An 11,186-nucleotide genomic window follows, 5' to 3' on the forward strand; every position below is an offset into this window, starting at 1 on the left:
TGTCTCAGGCTTAATAAATAGTTACTATTTGAATTATTTCTCAATATAACCTTTTTCACTAAGTAACTTTTCTAAATTTTGCTTTAGTTCCAGTTTATCCCCAAGATTATCAATCACGTGGTCAGCCATTCTACTTTTCTTATCAATAGATATTTGGCTATATACTCTTGCTTTTGCTTCTTCTTGAGTTAAATCATTTCTTTCCATTAAACGATCAATTTGAATACTTTCAGATGTGTAAACAAGCCATACTTCATCTACGGTATCTTGCAATTCATTTTCAAATAAAAGTGGTATATCCATAATTACGTTATGGCCTTTATTTAAAAATTGTTGCTTCTTTTCTTCCATTATTTCTCTAACTTTAGGATGAACAATTTCATTTAACTTAATACGTTCGCCTGGATTATTAAATACTAATTCACCCATATATTTTCTGTCCATCTCGCCATTTTCATCAATAGCTTCTTCGCCAAAAACTTCTTTTACCTTCGCTATACCTGGTGTTCCTTTAGCAACTGCTTCTCTTGCAGCTGTGTCCGCATCTACTACTTTAAATCCAAACGCTGTTAACAATTCAGATACAGTTGATTTACCTGATGCGATACCACCAGTAAGTCCTATTACTTTTGACATATTTTCACGCTTCCTTTATTTCTGACAAGTCGGGCAATAGTGACTATTTCTAGATGCGATGACTTTCGTTTCAATTGAGTGCCCACATACCTTGCAATATTTTTGTTTATAAACATTCAGATGTAACTGCATTTCCCCTGTTTTACCATCGGCATGACGATAATCGGAAATGCTTGTTCCTCCATATTTTATACCCTCATTTAATACAGATCGAACATGATAAAATACCATTTCTTTTTCTTGTTGCGTTAAATCTTGCGTTAGTCGACTGGGTAAAATGCCCGCTCTAAATAGAGCTTCACACGCATAAATATTTCCGCAACCAGATATAACTTTATGATCTAAAATCACTTGTTTAATCGGTTTTTTAGCATAATTCTTTTTATTGGTAATATCTAAAAAATGTTGCATTGCATCTTCGTCAAATGGTTCAGGAGCTATACTTAAAAATGAAGGATATGCATCGAAGCTACTCACATTTCTAATTTCTCCAAAGCGACGAATATCTGAATAGATTAATTTTTTACCATTGTCTAATTCAAAAATAACTTGCCAATGTTTACGATAATTAGGTACAGTAATTTGTTCTAAATGATCAACAACGAAGAATCCACCAGCCATACCTAAATGACTAATCAAAATACGTTGTTCTGAATCCCGATTAATATAAAATACAATATATTTACTTCTACGCTCAATTTTGGTAATTGTATAACCTTCTGTTAAACGCTGAAAACTATCAAGCGTCATTCCTTTGATAATCGTCTCTCTATTATCTTCTTTACCTTTTTTTACATTTTCTGAGAAAGTAATTTTATTTATCGTAGTATTTATGGCATACGGTTCAATCCCACGTTTAACATGTTCTACTTCTGGTAGTTCTGGCATATTCAAACCTTCCTTTATTTTGCATCATACCATGTCGCACCGTAACTTGATTCAACTTTTAGTGGCACATCTAATTCTAGTGCAGACTCCATAATGTCTTCTACAAACTGGCTGAATGATTCTACTTCATCTTTTGGTACTTCAAAGATTAATTCGTCATGAACTTGCAATAATAGTTTCGCGTGATATTTAGTATGTTGTACTTCTTTATTGAATTGCACCATAGCCAATTTGATAATATCTGCCGCACTACCTTGAATTGGCGTATTCATTGCTGTTCTTTCTGCAAAACTTCTTAAATTAAAATTACGACTTGTAATATCTGGAATATATCTACGACGATGTAATAATGTTTCTACAAAATCTTGAGCTTTAGCATCTTTCACAATATCTGACATATATTGTTTGACTCCTGGAAAACTATCTAAATAATCATCAATAAATGCTTTCGCCTTTTTACGTGTAATTCCTAAACTTTGGCTTAATCCATAATCACTTATGCCATACACAATTCCAAAGTTAACGGCTTTCGCTTGTCTACGCATTAAACTATCAACTTCATCCGCTCCCACATCGAAAACCTTCATTGCAGTCGCTGTATGAATATCATGACCATTTATGAATGCTTCTTTCATACTTTCATCTTGCGTAATATGTGCTAAAACCCTTAATTCAATTTGAGAATAATCGGCACTTAAAATAACACTATCTGTAGATGTCGGTTTAAATGCTTTTCTAATTTTCCTACCTTCTTCTAAACGAATAGGTATATTTTGTAAATTAGGATCCACACTTGATAATCGCCCAGTTTGAGCTAATGTTTGATTAAAACGTGTATGAATGCGATTATCTTCACTGATCACTTTTTGTAATCCTTCTACATACGTAGATTGTAATTTTGATAATTGACGATATTCTAAAATATAATCAATAATTGGGTGTTGACCTTGTAATTGTTCCAATACATCAACAGCAGTAGAGTAGCCTGTTTTAGTTTTTTTAATCACTGGTAATTCTAGTGTTTCAAATAATACCACGCCAAGTTGTTTAGGAGAATTAATGTTAAATTCTTCACCCGCAGCTTCATGAATATTTTTAATTAAAACATCTAGCTTTTCTTGAATCTCTTTCTCCATATGTTGTAAATCATTTACATCTGTATAGATTCCAATTTCTTCCATCTCGCTTAATATTTCGGCTAATGGTAGTTCTAAATCTGCTAATAGAGATTCTTGATTATATTCTTTTAGTTGATTTTGCATTTCTGATTTCGATGCACTTACCGCTTCAATGATTGAGGCCACATGTTTATTTAAAATCTCGTCTTCTGGAATATGATGCTTTTTGCCCTTACCATAAATAGCCACGTTATCCTGCACATAATGTTGTCCATATAAAGAAACAACTGAATTCACATCGTCAATGGTTCTTGATGGATCGATAATATAACTAGACAACATGACATCAAACTGAATGTTTTGAATATCGATATCTAGTCTATGAGCAACAACATAAGTTTTCTTAGCATCATAAACAGTTTTTGCTGTATTTGGATTTTCTAACCAATTGACTAAATCTGAAAATTGTTTAATTTCATCTGCATTGATAACAACATGATGTTCTCCAGTATAAAGTCCAAATTTTAATATATTATCTTTTAAATAATTACTATCTTCTAACTCAAAATGAATGGTCGCCTCATCTAAATCATTAAAATTAATATGGTCAAAATCTGACTCAATCTCAAAGACTTTATCTTTTTGTTCTTGAGTTGCTTCAAATGAATCTATTTCTGCTAAAAGTTGGTTAAATTCTAATTTTTTAAAGAGCTCAATTTTTTCAGTTTCATCAATGTCTGCTTCCATTTTAGTATCTTCTAAATTAACTTCGATTGGGCTTTCAACATTAATGGTAGCTAAATCTTTACTCATTAAAGCATCATCTTTACTATTTTCAAGTTTTTCTTTAAGTTTTTTACCTGAAACACTATTTATATTGTCATAAACGCCTTCTACAGTATTGAATTGATTTAGTAATTTAATTGCTGTTTTTTCGCCTACGCCAGCTACGCCCGGTATATTATCTGAAGTATCGCCCATTAACCCTTTCATATCAATAATTTGATTTGGTGTTAATCCGTTATATTTTTCAGCGATAAAGTCTGGTGTATAATGATCGACATCTGTTACACCTTTTTTAGTATAGTAAATTGTGACATGATCAGTAGCAAGCTGCGTTAAATCTCTATCGCCAGTAATTATGATAGTTTCAAACCCAGCTTTGTCCGCTTCATTACTCAAAGTACCAATAATATCATCTGCTTCATAATTCTCTAATTCATATCTTTTTATGTGATATGCATCTAATAATTGACGAATATATGGGAATTGTTCACTTAACTCAGGTGGAGTTTTTTGTCTACCACCTTTATATTCACTATATTTAGAATGTCTGAAAGTTGTTTTACCTGCATCAAACGCCACTAAAAAGTGATTAGGTTGTTCTTCTTTAAGAATTTTCTCTAGTAACATCGCAAAGCCATATACTGCATTAGTATGTATGCCTGCCTTATTTGAAAGTAATGGCAAAGCATAGAAAGCTCTAAAGCTTAAACTATTACCATCAATTAATACTAATTTATTCACGTTATAAACCTCCAGCACATATTTAAATATATTTTAGCATAAACAGTGTATCGTCATTAAACATTAAGTACCATTGTCTCATAATTCATTGAACTAAAATAAGAACCACACGCCTTTATGAATTCAATCATTTTAGGGTGTGGTTCTTAATATTTAATCTTCATCGAAAAACGTCACTTTAAAGGTCGAACCCTCATTTAAACGACTAATTACACTAATTCTTCCATTATGCGATTCAACAATATGCTTAGTAATCGATAATCCTAACCCAGTACCGCCGGAATCTCTACTTCGTGCTTTATCAACTCGATAAAATCTTTCAAAAATATGTTTTTGTTCCTCAGCACTAATACCTATACCAAAGTCTTGAATTTCTAGGTTAACCCTCTTACCTTCACGATACACACTTACAATAACTTTATTATCATTGGTTGAATAATTGATGGCATTAGATAATAAATTGGTAATAACTTGAGCAATTTTATTTTCATTTGCTTTGAAAATAACATCACGTTCAATTTTAGATTCAATTGTTATATTTTTATTCTGAGCTTGATTTTGTAAATTATCTATCGTTGTATAAGCTAATTCAGATAAATTCATATAACTCGTTGTTATTTCATTTTGTTGCTCAATATGCGATAAATCTAGTAAATCCATCACAAGTGATTCGATTCTATTCGATTCTTTCAGGATGATATTTAAGAACATATTAAGCGATTCTTCATCGTTTTTAGCACCTTCAATCAATGTTTCAGCGAATCCTTTAATTGAAGTAATCGGTGTTTTAAGTTCGTGTGAGACGTTAGCTACAAATTCTCGACGTAGGTTTTCTAACTTTTGCAAATTAGTAATATCATGCAATACGACCACCATACCTTGTAGCTTTTTCTTCGATTTAGATAGTATTGGTACACATGATACATCAAAATATTTTGTGTGAACATTATTGATATCTACTTCAATCTGATCATAAATCACTTTCTCAGTTCTAAAACTTTCTATGATTAACTTTTCAATTTTATCATTGATAAAACCAATATAACTTTTATTTTCCACACTTTGTTCAGGACTAAATACTTCATAATATGCCGAGTTCGCTACGACAATTTCACCATGTTTATCAATCATTAATACTGAACTTGGTATATTTTCTAATGTCGTTTTTAATCTATTAGATTGGATTTTTTGTCTATTATTTAATTTCTGTAACCGTCTTGCAAGCTCATTTGTCGTTACAAACAATGCTTTAGTTTCTTTGACGTTACTTTCGGGTACACGAACATGATAATAACCATCCGCCAATAATGAAGTAGCATATGTTACTTCATTTATGGGTCTAATATATGTACGATTGATACTTCTACTAGCTAGATAAACTGTAATTAATACAATCACACCTACAATTGATAGGTACTTCCACATTTCTTTTTGCAGGTCTAATATTTCATCATTAATTCCACTTATGTAAACAGTTTTATCATCAATTTGACTTTTAAACGTATACTTCAAACCAAGTTTCGTATTTTTATGAATCAATTGTGAGGGGTTTGCCTCGTTATCTATACGTTTATCTATCTTTTCTTTTTCATCAGTCGTGAATATCACTTTATCGTTTTTCTTGATTACGATTATATTCTCTTGATTATTAGCAATATTTTTAATCTCACTTTTTTTATTATCGTTATATAAGCTGACATAGTTACGCGATTCTTTTTCAAGTTCCTTTGTCTGATTTTGTGTTAATGTTTGATAAATCATGTTGTGGACAATTGCACCTAAACCTATAAAACTAATAATCGTAATAGTACTAATTAATATTAAAAGACGATGGTGGAATTTCAACATTAACTTTTAGGACGCTCCAATTTATAGCCTAATCCTCTAACAGTTTTAATTAATTTAGGTTGTTTAGGGTTCTCTTCTAATTTGTCTCTCAAATGACTAATATGGACATCAACGATACGAGAATCACCTGCGAACTCGTAATTCCATACAGAATTCAACATATGTTCTCTAGTAATCACACGACCTTGTCGTTCAATAAGATAAAGTAATAATTCAAATTCTTTTGGCGTAAGTTCTAATAACTCATCATCTTTATATACTTCGAAAAATTCAGGACGAATACGGATTGAATCAATAATAATATCCTCATCATCTGTTTCACTTTGTTCAACTTCATTGACGAATTGTGAACGTCTTAAAATTGCTTTTACTCTTGCCACGACTTCTCTTGGTGAGAAAGGTTTAGTCATATAGTCATCAGCACCTAGTTCCAAACCTAATACCCTATCAAATTCATCATCCTTTGCCGTAAGCATAAGAATAGGTACTAAATTTTTATCAGATCTAATTGTTTTACAAACTTCAATACCATCTTTTTTAGGTAACATAACGTCTAAAACAATTAAATCTGGTTGAGACAATTCAACCTTTTGTAGTGCTTCTTCACCGTCATAGGCTACTTCTACTATGTATCCAGCTGTTTCTAAATTATATTTAAGTAACGTAACGATCGATTGTTCATCGTCAACGACTAATACTTTTTGTGACATGATGTGCCTCCCCCATTTAAATTACATGTTTATTATAACTGATGTTTAAATACAAATAACATACCTACACATCAAATTTACATAAACTTAACAATCCAATTATAATGATACTTATATTAAGCTAACATTGGATTAATATTGTCATTTCATTAATTAAACTATCATTTTTTTATAAAAAATGATATTGAAACACTAGTAATTTACAAAATCTTAATAAAAAAACGGATTGGTTTCCCAATCCGTTTAGTTCAATATCATCTATTATTTTAAGTTTTTGATTAATTCGTCAGCAAACTCTGAAGTTGATACTTCTGTCGCACCATCCATTAGACGAGCAAAGTCATAAGTAACTATTTTAGAAGCGATTGTTGCTTCTATAGAGTCTGTAATTTTATCAGCAGCTTCTTGCCATCCTAAGTGTTCTAACATTAATACTGAACTTAATAGTTCAGAAGATGGGTTTACTTTGTTTAACCCAGCATATTTAGGTGCTGTACCATGAGTAGCTTCAAAGATAGCATGACCAGTTTCATAGTTGATATTTGCACCAGGTGCAATACCAATACCACCTACTTGAGCAGCTAATGCATCTGAAATGTAGTCACCATTTAAGTTCATTGTAGCAACAACTTCATGTTCAGATGGACGAGTTAAAATTTGTTGTAAGAAGATATCAGCGATTGAGTCTTTAACGATAATTTTACCTTCTTGTTCAGCTTTTGATTGTGCTTCATTCGCAGCGTCTTTACCTTCTTTTTCTACAATTTCATCATATTGTTGCCAAGTGAATACTTGATCAGCAAATTCATTATGAGCTAAATCGTAACCCCATTGTTTAAATGAACCTTCAGTAAATTTCATAATGTTACCTTTGTGAACTAAAGTTACAGCTTTACGGTTATTATCAATTGCATATTGGATAGCAGCTCTAACTAATCTTTCAGTACCTTCTTTAGATACTGGTTTAATACCAATACCTGAAGTTTCTGGGAAACGAATATTTGTTGCGCCCATTTCATCTTGTAAGAAGTCAATTACTTTTTTAACTTCTGGCGTACCTTCTTTGAATTCAATACCTGCATAGATATCTTCAGTGTTTTCACGGAAAATAACCATATCTACGTCTTGAGGGCGTTTAACTGGTGATGGTACACCTTGGAACCAACGTACAGGGCGTAAGCAAGTAAACAAGTCTAGTTCTTGTCTTAATGCTACGTTTAATGATCGGATACCGCCACCGATTGGAGTAGTTAAAGGACCTTTTACAGCAATTAAATATTCTTTAATAGTGTCTAAAGTTTCTTGTGGTAACCATTCACCAGTATTGTCATATGCTTTTTGTCCAGCTAAAACTTCTTTCCATTCGATGCGTTTTTCGCCATTATATGCTTTTTCAACTGCAGCATCGATAACACGACTAGCTGCTTTCCAAATATCTGGTCCGATTCCGTCACCGATAATGAAAGGAATAATTGGTTCGTTTGGTACATTTAATCCATCTTTAGTTTGAGTAATTTTTTCTGCTGTCATAAAATTTGACCTCCAAGTAATTTGTTTGAATTCACCTAATACTATAGATGATTTGATTATCTTTCTTCAATAGGAACGTATTTACGATTTGTTTCACCAATGTAATTCGCTCTTGGACGCATGATTCTATTATCTCTATATTGTTCAAGAATATGTGCAATCCAACCTGATGTACGACTTACTGCAAAGATTGGTGTAAATAAATCATGTGGAATGTCCATACTGTGATAAACTGACGCACTAAAGAAATCGACGTTAGGAATTAATCCTTTTTCTTCCTTCATGCGTTTTTCAATAGCTAATGACATTTCATATAATTCGCTTTGTCCAGTTTCTTCAGTGATTTTTCTACTCATTTCTCGTAAATACTTAGCACGTGGGTCACCTTCTTTATACACACGGTGACCGAAGCCCATAATTTTTTCTTTATTAGCTATTTTTTTGTCTAAATAGTTATCTACATTGTCTAATGAGCCTACTTCAGATAACATAGCCATCACGCGTTCATTAGCACCACCATGTAAAGGTCCTTTTAATGAACCAACAGCAGCAACAATACCTGAATACATATCAGATAAAGAAGATACTGCACAACGAGCAGTGAATGCAGATGCATTTAATTCGTGATCAGCATGTAAAATTAAAGCTTTGTTGAAAGCTTCTTCCTCAATATCAGTTGGTAATTCACCTTTTAACATGTATAGGAAGTTTCCAGCGTAGCTTAAATCTGAATTTGGTTTTAATGGTTCTTTACCTTCACGTACACGTGCGAAAGCTGTAACTAATGATGCAATTTTAGCTTGAATACGAATTGCTCTTTCATATTTCTTTTCATCTGATTCGTCTTCAGCATCTGGATCGAAATGAGCAATGTATGATACTGAAGTACGTAATGCAGCCATTGGATGTACTTTATCAGTTACGTACTCTTCAAAATGTTTATACACTCTAGGATTAAGTGTCATATACTCATATAATTTTGATTTAAGTTCTTGTAATTCTTCTTTATTTGGCAATCTATAGTTCCATAATAAAAAGATGATTTCTTCAAACTGGGCATTTTCTGCAAGATCGTCAATATCATATCCTGCGTATGTTAATTGACTATCGATGATTGAGCTGATTTTAGTTTCAGCTGCAATTACCCCTTCCAAACCTCTTTGTAATTCTGCCATGATAAATTTCCCCTTTACTATTTCTTTATGAAATGGCTTTCAACTAGTATTATAGCTAATTATTAAGTTTTTGTGAAACAAAATAAATTACTATATATATGTAAGTTTGGTATTGATTCATATATAACATAAATGTTAAAAATGTTCTAAGTACCATGAAACCAACATTTTGGCCTTTTAAATTGTTTTGAAAATTAAATTGAATACAAAGTTTTTATTTGGTTATCAAGCTTGATTAAAAAATACTAATTATCTAGGAGTGTATTTTAACACTTTTTTAATAAATAAATTGTATAAAAAGCTATTTAAGTGCATAATATAATTATCTAAAAGTAAGGGAGAGGTCTTATGGCTGATAATCTACAAAGAGAATTGAGCAATCGCCATGTGCAATTAATTGCTATTGGAGGCGCTATTGGGACAGGATTATTCCTGGGTGCTGGACAAACGATTGCCATGACGGGTCCCTCAATACTACTCACGTACATCTTTATTGGATTCATGCTATTCATGTTTATGCGTGGATTAGGTGAAATTATTATTCAAAACACAAGTTTCAAATCATTTGCGGACGTAACTAATACATATATAGGTCCATTTGCAGGATTTGTTACTGGTTGGACATATTGGCTATGTTGGATAATTACTGGTATGGCAGAGGTTACCGCAGTAGCTAAATATGTTAGTTTTTGGTTTCCACATATTCCTAACTGGATTAGTGCATTATTCTGTGTACTTATTTTGATGTCATTTAACTTACTAAGCGCTAAGTTATTTGGTGAATTAGAGTTTTGGTTCTCTATTATCAAAATTGTAACAATCATAGGGTTAATTGTTGTTGGGGCTGTTATGATCTTATTTGCATACAAAACGCAATTTGGACATGCAAGCTTAACTAATCTATACAATCATGGTATTTTTCCTAAAGGAGCATCAGGATTCTTCATGTCATTCCAAATGGCAGTGTTCTCATTCGTTGGTATCGAAATGATTGGTGTAACTGCCGGTGAAACGAAAGATCCTGAATCAACTATTCCAAAAGCTATCAACAGTGTACCAATTCGTATATTAATCTTTTATGTTGGTGCCCTAGCTGTGATTATGTCAATCATTCCTTGGGATAAAGTCGATCCAGATAATAGTCCATTTGTTAAACTATTTACACTTATTGGAATTCCATTTGCAGCTGGTTTAATTAACTTCGTTGTATTAACTGCTGCAGCATCATCATGTAATAGTGGTATTTTCTCAAACAGTAGAATGTTGTTCGGATTATCTGATAACAAACAAGCACCACCTGCGTTTAGCAAAACTAACAAGAACGGTGTGCCATATGTAGCAATTATTGGATCTTCAGCATTATTATTAATTGCAGCACTATTGAATTACATTTTCCCAGATGCAACATTAGTGTTCACATATGTAACAACATTATCTACTGTATTGTTCCTAATCGTATGGGCTTTAATTATCATTGCTTATATTAATTACAGTAGTAAGAATCCAGAATTACACAAGGCGTCTACATATAAATTACCTGGTGGTAAATATATGGGCTACGTCATCTTATTATTCTTTATCTTAGTATTCGGTTTATTATTTGTTAATGAAACAACTAGACGTGCAATTTATTTAACGCCGTTATGGTTTGTAATATTAGGATTAATGTATTGGAGATATAAAAAAGCAAGTACTGCATCTAAATAGTCTTTAACAAAATAAAAATGAGCCAGTAAATGATTTATCATCAATTC

8 protein-coding genes are annotated in these 11,186 nt (G+C 32.1%); 1 reads left to right on the top strand and 7 read right to left on the bottom strand.

Translation table 11 applies throughout. The features are described 5' to 3' along the window. Window positions 1-33: 33 nt before the first annotated feature. The 7 genes from coaE to AC2D8K_RS08130 form a co-directional block, all read right to left on the bottom strand. Window positions 34-636, bottom strand: a complete 603-nt coding sequence (coaE, locus tag AC2D8K_RS08100; protein WP_002452224.1) for a dephospho-CoA kinase — start codon at window positions 634-636, stop codon at window positions 34-36. Between the two features lie 15 nt (window positions 637-651). Then, the gene (mutM, locus tag AC2D8K_RS08105; protein WP_002452223.1) at window positions 652-1,524 is read right to left on the bottom strand and encodes a bifunctional DNA-formamidopyrimidine glycosylase/DNA-(apurinic or apyrimidinic site) lyase; all 873 of its coding nucleotides are present in this window, start codon (window positions 1,522-1,524) and stop codon (window positions 652-654) included. Window positions 1,525-1,538: 14 nt separating this feature from the next. After that, entirely contained in the window at window positions 1,539-4,169 is a 2,631-nt protein-coding gene (polA, locus tag AC2D8K_RS08110; RefSeq protein WP_002452222.1) for a DNA polymerase I, read from the bottom strand. Between the two features lie 153 nt (window positions 4,170-4,322). Then, a complete protein-coding gene (pnpS, locus tag AC2D8K_RS08115; protein ID WP_484698428.1) occupies window positions 4,323-6,017 on the bottom strand; it encodes a two-component system histidine kinase PnpS in 1,695 nt (564 codons plus the stop codon). Continuing rightward, on the bottom strand, window positions 6,017-6,727 hold the full coding sequence (locus AC2D8K_RS08120) for a response regulator transcription factor (RefSeq protein ID WP_002452220.1): 711 nt from the start codon (window positions 6,725-6,727) through the stop codon (window positions 6,017-6,019). The genes pnpS and AC2D8K_RS08120 overlap by 1 nt, the downstream gene beginning before the upstream one ends. Before the next feature lie 261 nt (window positions 6,728-6,988). After that, complete coding sequence (gene icd, locus AC2D8K_RS08125; RefSeq protein ID WP_002452219.1) at window positions 6,989-8,257, bottom strand: NADP-dependent isocitrate dehydrogenase; 1,269 nt, start codon at window positions 8,255-8,257, stop codon at window positions 6,989-6,991. 56 nt (window positions 8,258-8,313) lie between these two features. Next, window positions 8,314-9,432: a citrate synthase gene (locus AC2D8K_RS08130; protein ID WP_002452218.1), complete on the bottom strand. Its 1,119-nt coding sequence runs from the start codon at window positions 9,430-9,432 to the stop codon at window positions 8,314-8,316. A 348-nt stretch (window positions 9,433-9,780) separates the two neighbouring features. Here AC2D8K_RS08130 and AC2D8K_RS08135 point away from each other — a divergent pair, with 348 nt between their 5' ends. Further along, window positions 9,781-11,139 carry an amino acid permease gene (locus tag AC2D8K_RS08135; RefSeq protein WP_002452217.1) on the top strand — a complete coding sequence of 453 codons (1,359 nt, stop codon included), beginning with the start codon at window positions 9,781-9,783 and terminating at the stop codon, window positions 11,137-11,139. Window positions 11,140-11,186 lie beyond the last annotated feature (47 nt).

This window comes from Staphylococcus sp. 510 (genome assembly GCF_057219715.1).